19 protein-coding genes are annotated in these 16,655 nt (G+C 50.8%); 11 read left to right on the top strand and 8 right to left on the bottom strand.

All coding sequences use genetic code 11. The annotated features are described in order from the left end of the window. Positions 1 to 11: 11 nt before the first annotated feature. Together ssuE and LZ463_RS19790 are read right to left on the bottom strand one after the other, a co-directional pair. Positions 12 to 584 (bottom strand): NADPH-dependent FMN reductase, encoded by a 573-nt coding sequence (ssuE, locus tag LZ463_RS19795; protein ID WP_241457613.1) that lies wholly within the window; start codon positions 582 to 584, stop codon positions 12 to 14. A gap of 53 nt (positions 585 to 637) precedes the next feature. Next, positions 638 to 1,651, bottom strand: coding sequence for a sulfate ABC transporter substrate-binding protein (locus LZ463_RS19790; RefSeq protein WP_277624110.1), 1,014 nt, complete (start codon positions 1,649 to 1,651; stop codon positions 638 to 640). A gap of 374 nt (positions 1,652 to 2,025) precedes the next feature. Here LZ463_RS19790 and LZ463_RS19785 point away from each other — a divergent pair, with 374 nt between their 5' ends. After that, entirely contained in the window at positions 2,026 to 2,553 is a 528-nt protein-coding gene (locus LZ463_RS19785; protein ID WP_241457719.1) for a glutathione peroxidase, read from the top strand. Between the two features lie 27 nt (positions 2,554 to 2,580). Here LZ463_RS19785 and LZ463_RS19780 read toward each other — a convergent pair whose 3' ends face one another. Next, positions 2,581 to 3,366 carry an IclR family transcriptional regulator gene (locus LZ463_RS19780; RefSeq protein ID WP_241457611.1) on the bottom strand — a complete coding sequence of 262 codons (786 nt, stop codon included), beginning with the start codon at positions 3,364 to 3,366 and terminating at the stop codon, positions 2,581 to 2,583. Positions 3,367 to 3,501: 135 nt separating this feature from the next. Here LZ463_RS19780 and LZ463_RS19775 point away from each other — a divergent pair, with 135 nt between their 5' ends. From LZ463_RS19775 to LZ463_RS19765, 3 genes are all read left to right on the top strand, one after another. Beyond that, a complete protein-coding gene (locus tag LZ463_RS19775; protein WP_241457609.1) occupies positions 3,502 to 4,464 on the top strand; it encodes an MBL fold metallo-hydrolase in 963 nt (320 codons plus the stop codon). Between the two features lie 205 nt (positions 4,465 to 4,669). Next, positions 4,670 to 6,361, top strand: a complete 1,692-nt coding sequence (locus tag LZ463_RS19770) for an FAD-dependent oxidoreductase (protein WP_241457607.1) — start codon at positions 4,670 to 4,672, stop codon at positions 6,359 to 6,361. Next, on the top strand, positions 6,352 to 6,591 hold the full coding sequence (locus tag LZ463_RS19765; protein WP_241457605.1) for a DUF2783 domain-containing protein: 240 nt from the start codon (positions 6,352 to 6,354) through the stop codon (positions 6,589 to 6,591). The genes LZ463_RS19770 and LZ463_RS19765 overlap by 10 nt, the downstream gene beginning before the upstream one ends. Here the strand turns inward: LZ463_RS19765 and LZ463_RS19760 are convergent. Then, a complete protein-coding gene (locus LZ463_RS19760) occupies positions 6,582 to 7,202 on the bottom strand; it encodes a TetR/AcrR family transcriptional regulator (protein ID WP_241457603.1) in 621 nt (206 codons plus the stop codon). The genes LZ463_RS19765 and LZ463_RS19760 overlap by 10 nt on opposite strands. Before the next feature lie 273 nt (positions 7,203 to 7,475). On the opposite strand from LZ463_RS19760, the gene LZ463_RS19755 reads away from it, so the two are divergent. From LZ463_RS19755 to LZ463_RS19725, 7 genes are read left to right on the top strand one after another with little or no spacing between them, the layout of a single operon-like run. After that, the gene (locus LZ463_RS19755; protein ID WP_241457601.1) at positions 7,476 to 8,777 is read left to right on the top strand and encodes an NAD(P)/FAD-dependent oxidoreductase; all 1,302 of its coding nucleotides are present in this window, start codon (positions 7,476 to 7,478) and stop codon (positions 8,775 to 8,777) included. Continuing rightward, entirely contained in the window at positions 8,752 to 9,627 is an 876-nt protein-coding gene (locus tag LZ463_RS19750) for a DUF1365 domain-containing protein (RefSeq protein ID WP_347176284.1), read from the top strand. The genes LZ463_RS19755 and LZ463_RS19750 overlap by 26 nt, the downstream gene beginning before the upstream one ends. Continuing rightward, positions 9,624 to 10,892 carry an SAM-dependent methyltransferase gene (locus LZ463_RS19745; RefSeq protein WP_241457599.1) on the top strand — a complete coding sequence of 423 codons (1,269 nt, stop codon included), beginning with the start codon at positions 9,624 to 9,626 and terminating at the stop codon, positions 10,890 to 10,892. Before LZ463_RS19750 ends, LZ463_RS19745 begins: the two co-directional genes overlap by 4 nt. After that, positions 10,889 to 11,464, top strand: a complete 576-nt coding sequence (locus LZ463_RS19740) for a chalcone isomerase family protein (protein ID WP_241457597.1) — start codon at positions 10,889 to 10,891, stop codon at positions 11,462 to 11,464. Before LZ463_RS19745 ends, LZ463_RS19740 begins: the two co-directional genes overlap by 4 nt. Positions 11,465 to 11,472: 8 nt before the next feature. After that, on the top strand, positions 11,473 to 12,039 hold the full coding sequence (locus LZ463_RS19735; protein ID WP_241457594.1) for a DUF3833 domain-containing protein: 567 nt from the start codon (positions 11,473 to 11,475) through the stop codon (positions 12,037 to 12,039). Further along, positions 12,036 to 12,803 carry an SDR family NAD(P)-dependent oxidoreductase gene (locus LZ463_RS19730; RefSeq protein ID WP_241457592.1) on the top strand — a complete coding sequence of 256 codons (768 nt, stop codon included), beginning with the start codon at positions 12,036 to 12,038 and terminating at the stop codon, positions 12,801 to 12,803. The genes LZ463_RS19735 and LZ463_RS19730 overlap by 4 nt, the downstream gene beginning before the upstream one ends. A gap of 14 nt (positions 12,804 to 12,817) precedes the next feature. Further along, positions 12,818 to 13,282 (top strand): nuclear transport factor 2 family protein, encoded by a 465-nt coding sequence (locus LZ463_RS19725; protein ID WP_241457590.1) that lies wholly within the window; start codon positions 12,818 to 12,820, stop codon positions 13,280 to 13,282. Positions 13,283 to 13,309: 27 nt separating this feature from the next. Here the strand turns inward: LZ463_RS19725 and LZ463_RS19720 are convergent, their stop codons facing one another. The 4 genes from LZ463_RS19720 to LZ463_RS19705 all read right to left on the bottom strand — a co-directional run bounded on the left by LZ463_RS19720 (position 13,310) and on the right by LZ463_RS19705 (position 16,455). Beyond that, the gene (locus LZ463_RS19720; protein WP_241457588.1) at positions 13,310 to 13,744 is read right to left on the bottom strand and encodes a nuclear transport factor 2 family protein; all 435 of its coding nucleotides are present in this window, start codon (positions 13,742 to 13,744) and stop codon (positions 13,310 to 13,312) included. A 98-nt stretch (positions 13,745 to 13,842) separates the two neighbouring features. Further along, positions 13,843 to 15,042, bottom strand: coding sequence for a phospholipase effector Tle1 domain-containing protein (locus LZ463_RS19715; protein ID WP_241457586.1), 1,200 nt, complete (start codon positions 15,040 to 15,042; stop codon positions 13,843 to 13,845). 12 nt (positions 15,043 to 15,054) lie between these two features. Then, positions 15,055 to 15,564: a hypothetical protein gene (locus LZ463_RS19710; protein ID WP_241457583.1), complete on the bottom strand. Its 510-nt coding sequence runs from the start codon at positions 15,562 to 15,564 to the stop codon at positions 15,055 to 15,057. Between the two features lie 576 nt (positions 15,565 to 16,140). Continuing rightward, positions 16,141 to 16,455, bottom strand: coding sequence for an HU family DNA-binding protein (locus LZ463_RS19705; RefSeq protein WP_241457581.1), 315 nt, complete (start codon positions 16,453 to 16,455; stop codon positions 16,141 to 16,143). Positions 16,456 to 16,655 lie beyond the last annotated feature (200 nt).

The raw sequence follows: 16,655 nt of genomic DNA, 5'->3' as shown, positions 1-16,655 counted from the left end.
GGCAGGCAGCGTCAGCAAGGCAGACTGACTACCTGTGAAGCTGGCGCATAGCGATGCGAAATCAACAGACTTTCCAGCAGCATGCGCACACCGTCCTGTACCCGCTTCTGGATTGCAGCGTCAAGCTCCAGCCCGTGCAGTTCTGACCAGCTCACCTGTGCATCGGTGGCATAAATGCTGGGCAGGATATGACGGGCTGCCAGAGCAGCCAGCACCGGCCGCAAACCATAATCAAGGGCCAGCATATGGGACTGGCTGCCACCGGTTGCCAGGGGCAAGACCAGCTTGCCCTCCAATCCCTCTTGCGGCAGGATATCGAGAAAACTTTTCAGCAAACCACTATACGCAGCCTTGTAGATAGGGGTTGCGATAACGATCGCATCTGCCTTGGCCAGCGAAGCTTTGGCCGTTGCCAGTTCAGGACAGCTGAAATCAGCGTGGAGCAGAGCTTGTGCCGGCAGATCCCTGACATGCAGACTGCTGGTGCGTTGCCCCAGTTCGTTGAGTTTTTCACCAACGAATTGCAGCAGACGAGCCGAGCGCGAAGGGAAAGACGGACTTCCCGATAGCAGCAAGATACTCATGAATTATCCTCCTTGACTGATGTGCGGTCTTCGATCCTGTTGTCAGTGCAAAACTATTTTTTACCTGGCTGGTAAATCTGGTCAAAAATCCCGCCGTCGGCAAAGTGATCTTTTTGCGCCTTGGTCCAGCCGCCAAAAGTGTCGTCGATGGTGAACAGCTTCACTTTGGGGAATTGCGCCGCATATTTTTTCGACGCTTTTTCCGTGGTCGGGCGATAGTAATGCTTGGCTATCGTATCCTGTCCTTCATCGGTGTACAGGTAGTTGAGATAAGCCTCAGCCACTTTGCGCGTGCCGCGACGGTCCACGACCTTATCGACCACAGCGATGGAAGGTTCGGCCAGTATGCTGGTGGACGGCGCAACAATTTCTACCTTGTCCGGACCGAGTTCCTTGATCGCCAGCAAGGCTTCGTTTTCCCAGGCCAGCAAGACATCCCCTATGCCACGTTCGACAAAAGTCGTGGTGGCGCCTCGCGCGCCAGAATCCAGCACAGGTACGTTCTTGTACAGTTTGGCCAAAAAGTCCTTGGCTGTTGCTTCGCTGCCGCCGGGCAATTTCAGGGCATAACCCCAGGCTGCCAGGTGATTCCAGCGTGCACCGCCTGAAGTTTTTGGATTAGGTGTTATCACGGACACGCCGGGTTTGATGATGTCACCCCAATCCTTGATACCTTTGGGATTACCCTTGCGCACCAAGAAGACGATGGTCGAAGAATAAGGCGACGCATTGTGCGGCAAACGTTTTTGCCAGGCTTTCTCCAGGAGGCCTTTTTCTGCCAGGGCATCGGTATCATAAGCCAGGGCCAGAGTGACCACATCAGCATCAAGTCCATCAATCACGGCGCGCGCCTGCTTGCCAGAACCACCATGTGACTGCTTGATAGTGACATTGTCACCTGTCTTGGTCTTCCATTGCTTGGCGAAAGCCTGGTTGACCTCCTGATACAGCTCGCGGGTCGGGTCGTAAGATACATTAAGCAAGCTGACATCAGCTGCCAGTGCAACGCTGCCAATACTGCCTGTCGCAGCAAGGATAGTGCCAAGTAAGAATTTTTTGATCGTCATCTGTAGGTCCTGAAAGTCATATTTTTTCTGAGGAATACAGAATAAATCGGGGTCTTATAAATTAAAACGAAGTCTTTCACCGTTTTATATATGTTTTTTGCATAAACGTTTTTGGAGCAAAACAGGACTTGAAGATTCACTACAGGGCTACGGAAGTCCGGAGAAAGGCAGGTGAAAGACCGCAGGCTTGCAAATCTTGACAAGGATTGCGCGTCTTCGTTTTACCTTGCCTCTGTACTGGGGATTTTTTTAAACTGCAATAAGCTGATCCATAATCTATATATTTTCCGCAGTCTGCGCTAAGATGACATCCTCTTCTTCAGGAGTTCACCATGTTGCGACGCACACCAATTCAAGTTGCTGTTTTTCTGGGTATGATCAGTTGTTCCATGGGCGCCTGGGCTGATAGTGGTGATTCCTGCCCTGCTGTGCTGAACCATAAATTCAAGCGCCTGCAAGATGAAGCGCCGCAAGACCTTTGTCAGTACAAGGGCAAGGTCGCCCTGGTCGTCAATACGGCAAGCTATTGTGGCTTCACCAAACAATATGAAGGCCTGGAAGCAATGTACGCCAAGTATGCTGAACAGGGCCTGGTAGTGCTGGGCTTTCCATCCAATGATTTTGGCAAGCAGGAGCCAGGCAATGACAAACAGATTGCCGATTTTTGCTTCAATACCTATGGTGTGAAATTCCCCATGTTCAGCAAATCTTCTGTCATGGGCAAGGACGTCAATCCCCTGCATGCGCAGTTGATCAAAGCGACCGGTACAACACCGAAGTGGAATTTTTACAAATACCTGATAGACCGCAAAGGTCATGTCGTCGCTGCGTATTCCAGCGTCACTGCACCTGACGATAAGAAGCTGGTAGCTGACGTCGAGAAAGCCCTGGCCGTTCAATAAACCATGACCGGGGCAAGCATGTTCCCGTCATGTATAACCCAGTTGACGCGATAAACGACTAGCGCTGGCCCGCAGGGCAGTTGCCAGTTTGCCATCCCAGCTGGTGTCGAAACACCCTTTTGGCCCGGTAGCTGTCATCACCAGGCTCAATGCCCGGGCATGGTTGAATACCGGAGCGCTCAAGGCATTGATGCCAGGGATGGGCAATCCCTGCGCCCTGGCCAAACCCTGCTGCCTGACTTCAGAGAGCACACCGGCAATATCCTGTTTGCTCATTTGCACACCAGCCTGGCCTATCACCTGTTCGTCCTGCATTTCACGGACGATGACCTTGTCCACCAGATTGCTCGGCAAAAAAGCGGAAAACACCAGGCCGGTCGCGGTCCCCAGCATGGACATCACAGAACCGGCGTGCATATTGACATGTATGGGCCTGCTTGATTCTGCAATATAGATTACCGTGGGGCCATGACTGCCCCACACTGCCAGTGCCACAGTCTGGTCCATGCTGGCTGCCAGACGATTGACTTCGGGAATGGCCAGCTTGACCGGGGTGATCTGCTGCAGGCTGACCAGGCCCATTTGCAGGGCGAAGGGGCCCAGTTGATAAGCTCCCGTCGCGGCATCCTGTTCTATCAGACCGAGTTTGCCAAAACTAACCAGGTAGGCATGTGCCTTGGATGCCGGCATGCCGCTTTCGCGCGCCAGGTCGCCCAGTGACAGGGCGCGACCAGAATTGACCAACGCATTCAGGAGCAGGCCACCGACTTCTATTGCACCGATGCCACGTCTTTCCTTGATTTTTTCTGTCATACCGGCCCCTCAGTCTAGATACGAATATATTTTACTATTAACAAATGCATTTACAAATAACGAATTAATGCTTATTCTTGTTCCATATCATCTGCTCAATCATTGAGCACATCAAACATCGTTAAGGTCATCCACATGAGCACCAAGCAATTTGCCTCCCACGCGGACTTGGAAGAAAAGAAGGTCAGCTTCCAGCAGTTATCCGAACATGCCTATGCTTATACAGCAGAGGGCGACCCCAATACCGGCATCATCATCGGCGACGATGCGGTCATGGTCATTGATACCCAGGCTACACCCATCATGGCACAGGATGTGGTCCGCCGCATCCGCGAAGTGACGGATAAACCGATCAAGTACGTAGTGATGTCGCACTACCATGCAGTACGCGTACTCGGGGCCAGCGGCTATGTGGCCGAGGGCCTGGAACACATCATAGCCAGCCGCGACACCTATGACCTGATCGTGGAACGCGGTGAAGCTGATATGAAGAGTGAAATAGGCCGTTTCCCGCGCCTGTTCCGCGCCGTGGAAAGCGTTCCCGGCCTGACCTGGCCGACGATCACCTTCAAGGGTGAGATGTCGCTCTGGCTGGGCAAGCTCGAAGTGAAAATCATGCAGGTGGGGCGTGGCCATACCAAGGGCGACACCATCGTCTGGCTGCCGCAAGAGAAAGTCCTGTTCTCTGGCGACCTGGTTGAATTCGGCGCAACACCTTATGCCGGTGACGCCTATTATTCAGACTGGCCGCAAACCCTGAGCAATCTGGAAGCAATGCAGGCAGAAAAACTGGTGCCTGGCCGTGGAGCAGCACTGACCACACCAGAACTGGTAGCTGCCGGGCTGAGCGAAACCCGTGCCTTCATCAGCGACCTGTATGCCAGTGTCAAGGCAGGCCAGCAGCAGCAACATGATCTCAATACCATTTACAAGAATACTTACAACGTCTTGAAACCCAAGTACGGGCACTGGGTGATTTTTGATCATTGCCTGCCGTTTGACGTGACACGGGCTTTTGATGAAGCATCCGGTTATGCTGACCCGCGCGTGTGGACAGCTGAGCGGGATGTGGAGATGTGGAAGAGCTTGGAGGGGTAAGGTCAAGACCTCTCAACACAAAGACACCGAGGGTGGAAAGACTGCTTGCAGGCAGTCTTCGTTACGCAGGCGAGCGGCATGCCGCTCGAATTCCCTGCTACACCACAGAGAAAAACAAGAGAAGTGCCAGTTTTGTTTGCAGTCTTGATGTCAATATCTGCATCTCACTTTGCCTCAGGCTTAATGTTCTAGCTGGAGTTATGTCTTGCTTAGCACTTATCAATATCAGCAATTCCCTTTTGTGACTCCGCCGGAGTTGCAAGCCGAGGAAGCCACGCGCCGCACAGTTGTTATTGTCGGTGCCGGCCCTGTTGGCCTGACGGCGGCAATAGATTGCAAGTTGCAAGGGCTTGATGTACTGGTGCTTGATGATGATGATACGGTATCGGTAGGTTCGCGCGGTTTATGCTACGCCAAGCGCACGCTGGAGATACTCGACAGGCTGGGTGTGGCATCGGCGGTGCGTGACAAGGGTGTGGAATGGAATGTGGGGCGCACTTTCTTTCGCAAGGATGAAGTTTTCAATTTCAACCTCTTGCCAGCGCCCGATCACAAGCACCCTGGCATGGTGAATCTGCAGCAATATTATCTCGAAGAATTCCTGGTACAACGTGCAGTGGAATTAGGCATTGAGTTGCGCTGGAAAAGCCGTGTCACAGCAATTAAGCAGAATGAAGAATTTTCCACTTTGCAGATAACAACACCGGAAGGTGACTACAGTTTGCAAGCCGACTGGCTGATTGCCTGTGACGGTGCACGCAGCCTCATACGCCAGATGCTGGGTCTGGAAGTCGAGGGTAAGGTCTTCATGGACCGTTTTCTGATCGCCGACGTAGTGATGAAGGCCGACTTTCCTGCAGAACGCTGGTTCTGGTTTGATCCTCCCTTCCATCCCAACCAGTCTGTGCTGCTGCATCGTGAAGCGGACAATGTCTGGCGCATTGATTTCCAGCTGGGATGGGATGCCGACCCGGTGGAAGAGCGCAAGCCTGAAAATGTCATTCCGCGCATCAAGTCCATGCTCGGTGACGACAGGGAATTTGAACTCGAATGGGTCAGCGTGTATACCTTCCAGTGCAGGCGTATGGAAAAATTCCGTTCTGGTCGTGTCCTGTTTGCCGGTGATGCCGCACACCAGGTATCACCCTTTGGTGCGCGCGGCGCCAATTCTGGCATACAGGATGCAGACAACCTGGTCTGGAAGTTGAAGCTGGTCGTGGATGGCAAGGCGGATACAAGCTTACTGGACAGCTATTCCGACGAGCGTGTGTTTGCCGCCGATGAAAACCTGCTCAACTCGACACGCTCCACTGATTTCATCACACCCAAAAGTACCATCAGCACATGTTTTCGCAATGCCGTACTGGAACTGGCGCAAGAGCATGCGTTTGCGCGCAAACTTGTCAATTCCGGGCGTCTGTCGGTACCATCCATATTGTCTGAATCCAGCTTGAACACAGCTGACATCGACTGCTTTGATACGACAATGCAGCCTGGTGCACCATTCGAAGACGGACCGGTGACTTGCGCCGGCGAAGCAGGCTTTTTACTCGATCATTTGCAATCGGCTTTTTGCGGCCTGTATTTTTGCGAATCAGTCCTCGACCTGAGTGCAGAAAAGCTGGCTGCATTTTCCGGCCTGGCAAGTGCGGCCATCCCTATACATACCATCATCATCAGCGAACGGGCAGAGGCCAGTCATCTTGAGGGTCTGCCTGTCCTGCACGATGTCAAAGGCCTATTGCGCCAGCGCTATGGCGCACCCAATGACAGCTTTCATTTGTTGCGGCCCGACCAGCATCTGGCAGCGCGCTGGCGGCAATTCCAGCCGGAGCTGATACAGCAGGCCATCAGCAATGCTACTGATAATTTACAGGAAACGACATCATGCCTTTGAACCTGCAAGCGAATTTCCATTACCCCGACAAGATCGCGCAGCGTGATTACAGTCCCGGCGATGACTTTTACCAGTTACTGATTGACGCTCATCGCGATTTAAGCGATGGAGCCAGCAGCAGCTTTAACGCCAGGCTGATCTTGCTGCTGGCCAACCATATTGGTGACATCAGCATTCTGAAAGAGGCCTTGCATCTGGCGACAGAAAAGCAAGCCCGTACTCAGAATTGACGGCCGGCTTCGGATAAAAAACCACCAATGGTTGCGTGTACCATGGCGTCGACAATCTGCTCATGCGTCAAGCGCTGATCGCGCAACAAAAATTCCATTGTCGGGTCACAAGCACGTGAATACAGGGTGTACACCAGTACATCATCGGGCACCAGCGGTGTCAGCGAACCTTGTTCGCGCGCCTTGCCTACCAGCGCATAGAAGCGTTTATTGACGCGCAGTGCCACCATGACGTAGTCAAGATTAAGCATCAAACTGCGCTGCAAAGCCAGGCTGGTCGATGGCAGGTGTGGAACCCCCCCTTGCAATCTGAGTCGCAAGGACCAGGCCAGAATATGCCTGATCTTGTTAATCGCCAACATCTCATCCGGCAGAGTATCGAGTTCTGCCTGAGTTGCCTTCAAAAGCCGCGTCATTGCAGCAGCAGCCAGTTTTTCCTTGGACGAAAAATGCTTGTACAGGCTGCCTTTGGCAATACCCACCGCATCGGCGACATCATCCATTGTCATTAAGTCATAACCTTTTTCTGATAAAAGGCGGTTAACGGCATCAATGATCGCTTCTTCACGCGCGTCAAATTGCTGTTTTTTAAAAGGAATTTTGATTTGCATTATTTTTCTGCACAAACAAAGACTTTGTAGTATATTTTATGACTGATGAGTCACAAAATAAATATAGAGTCATATTTTAACTGACACAAGTTCTTTTGCGATGCGATTTGATGAATGAACCAGAAATAATTAGATATTTTTTTGCAATTCCTGAATCCAGAGATAAGTCGGCAACGTAAATAGTATTGGGCCTCAACAGGGACCTTCATAGACTGTGCTGGTGTTATATCCAGGGTAAATTTTGATCAAGCTTTCTAATCGGCATCTTTTAAAATGACAAAAATAGCAATCATCGGTTCTGGCATTTCTGGTCTGTCCTGTGCCTACCATCTGTCCCGCGCCGGACATGAGGTCAGCCTCTTTGAAGCCAATGACTATTTTGGGGGACATACTCACACCGTTGATGTCAGCCTGGAAGGCAAGACTTATGGTGTCGATACTGGCTTCCTCGTGTTTAACCACAAAACTTACCCTCATCTGATCAGGCTGTTTAAAGAGCTTGATGTCAAGACTGTGGCTACCGATATGTCTTTTTCTGTCAAGATCCCACGCGCTACAGCCGGTCGTCATCTCGAATGGGCGGGGGCAAACCTTGATACGGTATTTGTTCAGCGGCGCAATCTGTTCAACCCGGCTTTCCTGCGCATGCTCCGCGACATCTTGCGGTTTAACAGGCAAGCAACTGCCCTGGCCACAGCAACATTCCCAAAAGACGTCCAGCAGCCGCTCGGTCGTTTCCTGGATCAACATGGCTACAGCAAAGAATTCCGGCAGTGGTACCTGCTCCCTATGGCTGCCTGCATCTGGTCTTGCCCCGTCGAGACCATGATGGACTTCCCGCTTTCCTCCTTCGTCAATTTCTGCCACAACCACGGCCTGCTGCAAGTCAATGACAGACCACAATGGCAAACTGTACAAGGAGGCGCCAGGCAGTATGTGGAAAAGATGTTACCTCATATCGCCCATCGCTATTTGAAAACACCGGTACTGACAGTGCGCGAAAAATCGCCCGGTACTATCGAGGTACACACCAGCAAAGGTGCACAGCTTTTTGAACAAGTCGTGCTGGCAACTCATAGTGACCAAAGTCTGAAAATGCTGGTCGATGCGACGACAACAGAAAGACATGTCTTGTCTTCCGTCAAGTACCAACCCAATCGCGCCGTACTGCATACCGATACACGATTCCTGCCGGAGAATAAAAAAGCCTGGTCAGCCTGGAATTATCAAAGCAAAAATGGAAATGAAGCACGCGTGTGCGTCCATTACCTGATCAACCAGTTGCAACCCCTGCCGTTCAGTGCACCAGTGATCGTTACGCTCAACCCCATCGAGGAACCGGCACCAGAAACCATCATCAACAGTTTTGATTACTCCCATCCTGTGTTTGATAGTGATGCAATCAGGGCGCAAACCCAGCTAGCTAATATTCAGGGACGTCGTCATATCTGGTTTGCCGGTGCATGGACGGGCTATGGTTTTCATGAAGACGGGTTGAAATCAGGCTTGCGTGTGGCCGAAAGCATACTAGCCAGGACGGAAACTGACTATGAATCCTCCGCGCGTGCTGCCTGAGATCATGCCTGCATCAGTCCACACCGATGTCAACGTCAAATGCGGCAATATGCCAGTTTTGTGTACTGGCGAGGTGATGCACAAACGTCTGCGCCCGGTAAAGAATGCATTTCGCTATGGCGTCTTCTTCATACGCATACCGGTCAGGCAATTGCACGAAATGCCTTTGTTGCCCCGGCTATTTTCATTAAATCGCAGCAATTTTTTATCTTTTCACGAAAGTGATCACGGCGATGGCATACGACCGCTGGCGCAATGGCTGGACCACACACTAAAGAACGAAGGGATCAATGACGCGGATGGAGACATCTTCCTGCAATGCTTCCCGCGAGTCTTCGGTTTTGTGTTCAATCCGGTGTCTTTCTGGTTTTGTCACAGGCAGGACGGCAGCCTGCGCGCCATCGTATGTGAGGTACGCAATACCTTTGGCGAGAAACATCTGTACCTGCTGGAAAACGGACAGACACTCGCGAATGGGGAAGAACTGCATGCTCGGAAAATTTTCCACGTCTCGCCTTTTTGTGCTGTTGAGGGCGGTTATCGGTTTTATTTCATGCAAGCCGGTGCTAGCGCGGGAGATGCTGGTTCATACAAGACTCCGCAAGAAGGGCGTGTAAGGCATCTTGCGAAAATAGACTATGACGACATATCCGGCCCACTATTGCTGACCAGCATATCGGGCACCGAACTGGGCTTTACCTCAAGAACCATCGTCAGAGTCTTACTGCGTTACCCATTCATGACGCTAGGCGTGGTTCTGCGCATACACGTGCAGGCTGCGCGCCTGTGGATCAAGCGTGTTCCATTTTTTTCCAAACCCCACCCTCCTACAGAAGAGATAAGTCGATGAGCAGCCTGCACCCCACCCTCAGCTCCGCCAATACATCCAGCAACGGCGCATCCAGCTTGTCAGCATCGACACTGGATAGCAAAAATTTTCCTGCGGAAGCCAGGTTCATACTCGGCTTGCTGAATAAGCTTGAGCATGGTTGCCTGACGATACAATTCCCGGATGGACAAACTGCAAGTTATGGCTGTGCCTATGCTGGCACTCAGCATGTCAGCCTGCATCTGGCCAACTGGCACTTGCTACGTGCGGTTATCAAATCCGGTGACATCGGTTTTGCCGAAAGCTATATCGCCGGTCATTGGTCCAGCAGCAGCCTGACCGGATTGATTGAACTGATCTCGCATAATCGCCAGCAACTCGAAACCGTGATTTATGGTAGCTGGTGGGGTAACCTCCTGTATCGGCTCAAGCACCTGTTGAATCGTAATTCACGCACGGGCAGCAAAAAAAATATCCACGCGCATTACGACATAGGCAATGAATTCTACAAACTGTGGCTAGACCCATCAATGACGTATTCGAGTGGAATTTTTACCGATGATCAGCCTGAACAACTGGAAGCAGCGCAAGAAAGCAAATACAGACGTATCTTGCAGCAACTGGAGTTACCCCAACAAGCCAGGGTCCTGGAAATAGGTTGCGGCTGGGGTGGTTTTGCTGAAATGGTGATACGCGATGCGGGCGCACATGTGACTGGACTGACCCTGTCCACAGAACAATTGCAATATGCACAGCACCGTCTGCAGCAGGCCGGCTTATCTGAACGAAGTGATTTAAAAATCCAGGATTACAGGGACACTCAAGGCGAATACGATGCCATCGCTTCCATAGAAATGTTCGAAGCCGTTGGTGAGGAGTACTGGCCTGCGTATTTTTCGTGCATACAGCGCAACCTGAAACCTGGCGGGCGCGCTTGCGTACAAAGCATTGTCATTGCTGATAACTTGTTTGAACGCTATCGCAAAGGGACAGATTTCATTCAGCAATACATCTTCCCAGGCGGCATGCTGCCTTCGGTAAAAATATTCCATGCCATGGCTAAGAAATATGGATTGGAAGTACGCGACACCTTTCACTTCGGCATCGATTATGCCCGTACCCTGCTGATGTGGCGTCGTTCGTTCATGGAAAAATCAGCGCAGGTAAAAGCACTGGGATTTGATGACAATTTCTTGCGCACATGGGAATTTTACCTGGCCTATTGTGAAGCTGGCTTTCGCGCTGGCAGCATTAATGTCGCGCAGTTCACACTGGTAAAGAAATGAAAACTTTTCTGAGCATAAAACACCTGCAAGTAACGATACCGCTTTTGCTTTTGCAAAGCAGTATGGTTACTTGCCTGGCTCAGGCATCTACGATGGCGCCAGCGCATATCAGTGAAGAAATACCACAGGCACAACTGCAAGGCAGCGGCAGTTACCGCTGGTTTGGTCTCCATATTTACGATGCGGCACTGTGGAGTACCTCAGGCGCGTACCAGCCTGACCGAGACAAAACCACCCGTATTGCCCTGGACCTGACCTATGCCCGCACCCTGTATGGCAACAAGATTGCCAGTGCCAGCATAGAAGAGATAGAAAAACTTCAGTTAGGCACGGCTGAGAAACGCGAACGTTGGCTGGCACAAATGAAAACATTGTTCCCTGACGTCAGACAGGGAACACATATTACCGGCATCTATGTACCGAATGAGGCGGCACGTTTCTACCTGAACGGGAAATTGCTTGGGGAAATCAGGGATGCAGAATTTGCAAACGCCTTCTTCGCAATCTGGCTGGACAAAAAAACTTCTGCGCAGAATCTGAGAAACAAACTGCTAGGTTCAACTGGGAACTGAGAATCAATATGAACATCATCGAACACTGCCAACGCCTGATCATCCTGTGCATGGTCTTGCTACTGGCGTCATGCACATCGGGCTTTGCGCCGAATCGGTATGTTAATGAACAGCCGCGACTGGATCTGCGCAGCTATTTCAATGGCAAGCTTGATGCGTGGGGCATGTTTCAGGACAGATCGGGCGCCATCGTCAAACGGTTTACCGTCACTATGGATTGTCAGTGGGATGGTGACACCGGCACCCTCAATGAAGACTTCAGTTATGCAGATGGCAGTAGGCAGAAACGTGTCTGGACCTTGAAAAAAGTGGCCGACAATCATTTCATCGGTACGGCAGCGGATGTAGTCGGTGAAGCAGAGGGCATAGTCTCTGGCAATGTGCTGCACTGGAATTATGTGTTAGCCCTGCCGGTAAGCGGCAGCACTTACCATGTGAATTTTGACGACACCATGGTACTGATGGATGAGCATGTCATGCTGAACCGCGCGATCATGACAAAATTTGGTGTGGAATTAGGCAGCGTCACCCTGTCTTTCACCAAGCGTCACACCACCCAGCAGGGGCAGCCATGAATCCCGTCATCCGCGACTGGCAGGGCAAACATGTCTGGATTATAGGTGCGTCCAGCGGTATCGGTGAAGCAACGGCTAAAGCATTGCTGGAACGTGGCGCTCATGTTGTCATATCAGCCAGGAAGCGCGAACGACTGGAAAAAATCGCTGCAGCCTATCCGCACGCCAGAGCATTGCCACTGGACGTAACGGACCGTGCGAGTCTGGCGACCAGTCATGCGGAGATCATGGAACACTGGCGCTGGATAGACCTGGTGCTGATCGTGGCTGGCAGCTACAATGAAATGCGTGCTGACAGCTTTGACCTGGACAAGGCCATATCGCTGATTGACGTAAATCTGCGCGGTGTCTACCAATGTCTGGAAGTGGTTTTACCCGTTTTGCTGAAACAGGGTGCAGGTGGGATAGGTGTCGTCAGTTCAGTTGCCGGGCTGTCAGGATTACCCAAGGCACTGGTCTATGGCCCCACCAAGGCAGCCCTCATCAATTTGTGTGAGTCACTGTTCCTTGATCTGCGACCAAAGAATATCGCTGTTTACATGATCAATCCCGGTTTTGTGGAAACACCCATGACACACGAGAATAATTTCCGGATGCCGGCGCTGATGAGTGCACCGGCTGCAGCGCAAGCACTTGTCAAAGGCTTGGAGCGAGGCAATTTCCACATACATTTCCCCAGGCGTTTCACCAACTGGCTAAGATTCGCACGGTTGTTGCCCTACCCTGCATATTTTTACCTTGTACATAAGGTCACTGGTCTATGACGGACGAAAACTTGATGAGCGAAGATCTTACCGGTTTGCCAGCCATCCCGGATCACACATTGAGGCTGCAACAACTGATTACATTCTTTGAGACGATTTCGCCAGAGAAATGCAAGGACCTGTCCACCATTTATACAGAAGATGCGTATTTCAAGGATCCGTTCAATGAATTGCGTGATCTGCCAGCAATAACACACGTATTTCAACATATGTTTGAGCAAGTCAGAGAACCGCGCTTTCACGTAAGTTCGTCAGTGCTACAGGGAGAATCTGCCTTCATCGTCTGGGATTTCCTGTTCAAACTGAACAAAGCCAATGCCGCAGAGCTTTGTATACGTGGTGCTACGCACCTACGTTTCGCTCAGGACGGCCGGGTGCATTTTCATCGCGATTATTGGGATGCAGCTGAAGAATTATATGAAAAGCTCCCCCTGTTGGGCGGCTTCATGCGCTTCCTCAAACGTCAGGCCCGCAGATAGGCTTGACTTAAGTAACCATGAAAACAATTATCTGCCCGACTTATAGGCAGGCAGATATTGTGCAAGGCGGGCCCCCATTTCCTGTCCCAAGGCCTGCAAGCCGCTCATGGGCCTGACCATGACTTCGAAGTCGACGATTTTCCCGTCCCCATCAAAGCGTATCATGTCTATGCCTTTCAGCTGCTTGTCGCCGACATTGGCACTGAATTCAAGTACAACGCTGAGGCCGTCATCAGAAGACAATTGCCGGTGGTAGGTAAAATTCTCAAATACCTTGATGACCGTACCCAGGATCAAGATCACTGCCTGCGCGCTGGCATAAGGCTGATGAGCCATGGGTGAACGGAACACGGCATCGGCATGCACGATGGCAGGCAGAGCAGTCAGGTCACCACTGGCAACCATCTCATGCCAGGTTTTCAGGGATGCTGCAACGGCTGGAGAAAGCGAATTCATCGTCATCCTTTATTAAGGAGATCTGGCCTATGCCAGGCTCGATATGAAAAGAATGATCTTAGACCAGAATTCTGCACGCAAGTACTTTTTTCTGCCGTCCCAATCTACATTTTTGGCTGTTCCGGTGCTGGTTTGACGACTTCCGGTGTGCGCGACAGCAGGCGGCTTGAAGGGCTGTCGTCGGCGCTCAGCACATTCATGTCGGCACCTGTCCTGATATCAGCAACTGGCTTGATACTGCCGCCGAATTGATCGAGCAGCTTCTGGTCCACGGGTTCAACGGGTTTGCCGTCAGGGTCCTGTCTGGGCGTTATGCCACGCTCTTCCACCCTGAGGTAAAAGAATTTGTGCTGCGTAGAATCATGGATCACACTCTTCTCTGGCTCGGCAGGTACTTCACGCTTCATGATCAGCGCTGAACCCAGGCTGGCGTTCAAATAGTCGCTCATCAAATTATAGTTGCGCGTGGACAGGCCATTGAGTTCATAGCCGCCACCTATATCGCTATGGCAACCAGCAGTCGTCACGCCCAGGAAGCGCTTGTCAGCCGACAAGCCCTGGGGAATAATGTTATCTGCCGGGAACAAAGAACGGTGCTCATCGCCAGCCTTGATTTGCAGGCCGCTGATGACCGAATCGGCTGGTCGCCTGTCCTTGCGTTCTGGCGCGCCCGTCGCAACAGGATCATACAGGGCCAGAGCCTGTGCCTGATGACCGGGCTCTTGTAGAGGCGGAGCGGTGAAAGTCACCTTGTCATCTTTCAGACCCAGGCTCAGCGGATAGGTCTCCACCTGCCTTGCGTTAGGGTTCTGGATGCCTCTTTCATCGACCATGCGGGTGAAGCCTGCCGCCTGTTCAGCGCCACGGCTAAAGCCAACAGACACGACACTGATCTTGGCATTGGGATTTTCCTGCAACCAGGCAGCAGACTGGATATCAAACCGTTGATACATTTCTTCCAGGCGTTCCTGGTAGGTGCCACCTGTCGCGCCATCTATCGTACCCTTGATACCGCCCTGTGTGCCTGGACCTTCTTTATAGTAAAAGCCGATATTCGGATTTTCCAGCCTGGCATTCTCCAGCTGCTCTTTGAGCAGCCCCACATTGGTGATGTGTTTGGGGTCCTTGATCGCATCGTTTCCCGTACCGTCAAACAAGGCGACGAACACACGCGCATTGGGGTCCTTGGCATCATAGAGCTGTGGAACCTTGAAGGCATTGATCTCAGCTTCTGCCCTGGTATAGGTTGCCAGTTGTTCAGGAGTGGCCTGTTTAACATCAACGCCGTCAGATTTAACAGTCATAGGAAATTAAGATCAAAAAGTCTTTGTAAAAGCGAGGGTCAGATGATCACGGTGCTCACGTGTCTGCTCATCTTTTTCCAAACGCATCGTGACAAACATATAGACATTCACCGTGCGGTCATTCACTTCAAGGATGATGGTCGGATGGCCACCATACACCGGCTCTGGTTTATACAACCTTGAGACGTCTTCCGTATGCAGGATTTTTCTGTCTTTGAATATCTCATCCAGGTTAAGTGAATATTTGAACGGTGTACCATCCTGCGAGCGCCATTCCATTTCCACCGGACCAGCAAATGCGTTGTAGCTGCCGGAAGTACCCCATTTGAATTTGCTGACATCTTCAGGTGTCTTTGCCCTGAAGACCTTGCCAAAGCTGAGTCTGTGCGGAGACCCTGCATAGACGATATAAACATCACTCGCACTGAACACTTTGATATCAATATCATGTGTCGTGAATTTCAATGCTTCTTCATTTGCCATTGCGCTAGATCCCAGTTGTGTTTGTAAGGCGATTGCCATCAAAAATCCTGCAAAATTTCGTTTCGAGAGTTTCATTTTTTGCCCGTTTTTGCACGGAACTTATTTCATGACTCAGAAGAAATATGCCCCGGAAATACCTTGATTAATTATGCCGCACACGAATTATTATCAGAATTTTAAAAATAATCCAAGCTACCATACATAAGGAGAAGCAAAAAGACAAAACCTGGAACCGCGCCTGAAATCGGGAAATCGCTCCTGCCTGCAGCGAGCAGAACTTGACTCTCATGCTACTGATGGTCAAAACTCAGCCCGGGAAAACAGGCCTGATGCAAGGAATTATACTTGCGCATTTTTTATTTTTCAAATTTTTATAAAAACAAAAGTAAAAAACAATTATAAATGTGAGTGATGTTCAGGCATGTTGTGTAAAACCGGCCAGATATATGCAGAGCCAATCTTTTGGGCACCACGGTTTTGTCCCCGTCTGGCTAAACTCTTGAGCCTTGGGTATATGAGCACGATGTGGATGTGATTGCATTACCTGGTCTCCACCCAAAAAAAACGGATGCATCAGCATCCGTTTTTAAAATTCTGTATCTCGCCAGCAGAATATCAGTCGTCCTCATCCTTCTCATCATCGGTAGGCAAATTGTTGACTTTGTTCTGCAGGTAACGACTGGGCTTGAATTTGGGCACCTTACGGTCTTCTATCATCACTTCTTCACCAGTTCTGGGGTTTCTGGCTTTTTTTGCATTTCTCTCGGCAACTTTAAAAGTCCCGAAGCGACTGATCTTTGCCTCGCCGCCCTCGGTCATCTCGCGGACAATTTCGTCAAATACAAAAGAAACGATATCTTTCACATGGTTTCTGGTCAGAGTCCCCTGGTATTTGCCGTAAATTCGCTCAACGATATCGTGTTTAGTCATTCTGCTATAGCTTTCATCATGCAGTCAAAAACTGCCTTTTTTCTAAAAAGCTATAATATGCCTTCATAAATTGAAAGTCAAAAGAGACCAGACTATCTCGGCAAGGCTAAAATGAACAGAACAGATTGATCGGTCTGTCGGCCAATTTATCTTTCAATCAACCAGCAGATCTATGCGTGGCTGTGTTTGCGACTGTTTTG

It is taken from the genome of Undibacterium paludis (assembly GCF_022568815.1).
GTDB lineage: Bacteria > Pseudomonadota > Gammaproteobacteria > Burkholderiales > Burkholderiaceae_D > Undibacterium.
The sequence above is the reverse complement of the archived record's forward strand: the minus strand, read 5'-3'. Positions and strand labels throughout refer to the sequence as shown.

Coding starts and splice junctions, on each gene's coding strand:
- ssuE (WP_241457613.1), bottom strand. CDS start 584: ATGAGTATCTTGCTGCTATCGGGAAGTCCGTCTTTCCCTTCGCGCTCG.
- LZ463_RS19790 (WP_277624110.1), bottom strand. CDS start 1,651: ATGACGATCAAAAAATTCTTACTTGGCACTATCCTTGCTGCGACAGGC.
- LZ463_RS19785 (WP_241457719.1), top strand. CDS start 2,026: ATGATCAGTTGTTCCATGGGCGCCTGGGCTGATAGTGGTGATTCCTGC.
- LZ463_RS19780 (WP_241457611.1), bottom strand. CDS start 3,366: ATGACAGAAAAAATCAAGGAAAGACGTGGCATCGGTGCAATAGAAGTC.
- LZ463_RS19775 (WP_241457609.1), top strand. CDS start 3,502: ATGAGCACCAAGCAATTTGCCTCCCACGCGGACTTGGAAGAAAAGAAG.
- LZ463_RS19765 (WP_241457605.1), top strand. CDS start 6,352: ATGCCTTTGAACCTGCAAGCGAATTTCCATTACCCCGACAAGATCGCG.
- LZ463_RS19760 (WP_241457603.1), bottom strand. CDS start 7,202: ATGCAAATCAAAATTCCTTTTAAAAAACAGCAATTTGACGCGCGTGAA.
- LZ463_RS19755 (WP_241457601.1), top strand. CDS start 7,476: ATGACAAAAATAGCAATCATCGGTTCTGGCATTTCTGGTCTGTCCTGT.
- LZ463_RS19750 (WP_347176284.1), top strand. CDS start 8,752: ATGAATCCTCCGCGCGTGCTGCCTGAGATCATGCCTGCATCAGTCCAC.
- LZ463_RS19745 (WP_241457599.1), top strand. CDS start 9,624: ATGAGCAGCCTGCACCCCACCCTCAGCTCCGCCAATACATCCAGCAAC.
- LZ463_RS19740 (WP_241457597.1), top strand. CDS start 10,889: ATGAAAACTTTTCTGAGCATAAAACACCTGCAAGTAACGATACCGCTT.
- LZ463_RS19735 (WP_241457594.1), top strand. CDS start 11,473: ATGAACATCATCGAACACTGCCAACGCCTGATCATCCTGTGCATGGTC.
- LZ463_RS19730 (WP_241457592.1), top strand. CDS start 12,036: ATGAATCCCGTCATCCGCGACTGGCAGGGCAAACATGTCTGGATTATA.
- LZ463_RS19725 (WP_241457590.1), top strand. CDS start 12,818: ATGAGCGAAGATCTTACCGGTTTGCCAGCCATCCCGGATCACACATTG.
- LZ463_RS19720 (WP_241457588.1), bottom strand. CDS start 13,744: ATGACGATGAATTCGCTTTCTCCAGCCGTTGCAGCATCCCTGAAAACC.
- LZ463_RS19715 (WP_241457586.1), bottom strand. CDS start 15,042: ATGACTGTTAAATCTGACGGCGTTGATGTTAAACAGGCCACTCCTGAA.
- LZ463_RS19710 (WP_241457583.1), bottom strand. CDS start 15,564: ATGGCAATCGCCTTACAAACACAACTGGGATCTAGCGCAATGGCAAAT.
- LZ463_RS19705 (WP_241457581.1), bottom strand. CDS start 16,455: ATGACTAAACACGATATCGTTGAGCGAATTTACGGCAAATACCAGGGG.